The sequence below is a fragment of the uncultured Campylobacter sp. genome (assembly GCF_938030815.1).
Lineage (GTDB): Bacteria > Campylobacterota > Campylobacteria > Campylobacterales > Campylobacteraceae > Campylobacter_B.
Genome location: NZ_CALHII010000026.1, coordinates 1 through 1,092, shown reverse-complemented (window position 1 = coordinate 1,092; position 1,092 = coordinate 1). Strand labels below are relative to the sequence as shown.

At 37.5% G+C, this 1,092-nt stretch carries 2 protein-coding genes; one reads left to right on the top strand and one right to left on the bottom strand.

Translation table 11 applies throughout. The features are described 5' to 3' along the window. The first annotated feature begins 559 nt into the window (after window positions 1–559). On the top strand, window positions 560–793 hold the full coding sequence (locus tag Q0277_RS00730) for a hypothetical protein (protein ID WP_297994517.1): 234 nt from the start codon (window positions 560–562) through the stop codon (window positions 791–793). A gap of 26 nt (window positions 794–819) precedes the next feature. Here Q0277_RS00730 and Q0277_RS00725 read toward each other — a convergent pair whose 3' ends face one another. Beyond that, window positions 820–978 carry a hypothetical protein gene (locus Q0277_RS00725; protein ID WP_297994514.1) on the bottom strand — a complete coding sequence of 53 codons (159 nt, stop codon included), beginning with the start codon at window positions 976–978 and terminating at the stop codon, window positions 820–822. Window positions 979–1,092: the final 114 nt, after the last annotated feature.

Sequence of the window (1,092 nt, the reverse complement as noted above, 5' to 3'; positions counted from 1 at the left end):
AGGCGATGTTTGACGAGCCCAGCGCACAGCTTTTAAAGCGCCTTGCGGATGCGGGTAAGGTTGTTTTTGAGGATGGCTACTATAAAATAGCCAAGAAATAGTGGTAGAATTGCGAGGTAGAATTTTATTTCGTAATTTAATGGCAAAATTTATCGAGATTTCGCAGGTGGAATTTTGCGTCCAAATTTTTAATAGGTGAAATTTTATATAAATAAGCCACGATGAAAGAATAGGGCGCGTAATTTGGATTTAAAATTCTTCAAAAAATAAATTTAATTGGCGAAAATTCTAATGGCAAAAATGCGGGCACAAATGCTTCGGCTACAGAAAATTCCGATATCAAAAAATATAATTCTAAAAATCCCGCCTCGCAAAATTCTGGCAGCGAAGATCGGGGCGCTAAAAATTTAAGCGGCGAAAAACAAGGTGCCAAAAATTCGAGTGCGTAAAATTTGGCTCGCATGATGAAAAATAAAGCTACGTTAAAATTTAAAAATTTCACCGCTCGCTCGCGCTCTTTTTGGGTTCGCACAAAGCTCGCGCGAGCAGGTGCAACTCTTTGCTACTCATTCCCGCCGAAGCCGTTTGTCTCGAAAGATCAAGCATCGTCGCAAAACCGAGCGGAGTGGGTAAAAATTTAAAAAATCAAAATTTTAAAAGTCTAAATTTTAAAAACCAAAACGCTACGAGTACAAATTGCGAGGCAAATCGTTACATAGACTTTAGCGCGGATTACGACACGGATCGCAACATACGCCTTAAACATATTGTTGCAGCACATGCCAAAGCATAAACTTTAACGCAGATCGAGACTTAAATTTAAATATATGCCACGATATAAATTTTAGCGCGGATTATGACATAAATCTCGTCAAGGATCACGGCATAAACCAAAGTATGACTTACTACGACATACGCCCTAGTGCAGATCTCGACATAATTTCTAACGCAGATTATGATATAAATTCCAATAGACATCGCGCCGTGAATTTTAAAATTTCAAACGCAAATTTAAAAACGAATTTAGCAGTTTTAAAAGCAGATTTAAGGACGGATTTCAGATTATGAAATTTTTAAATTTAAAAGTTGCTG

Bases quoted from the DNA above. Each gene is read 5' to 3' on its own strand.
- Q0277_RS00725 (WP_297994514.1), bottom strand. From the start codon at position 978: ATGTCTATTGGAATTTATATCATAATCTGCGTTAGAAATTATGTCGAG.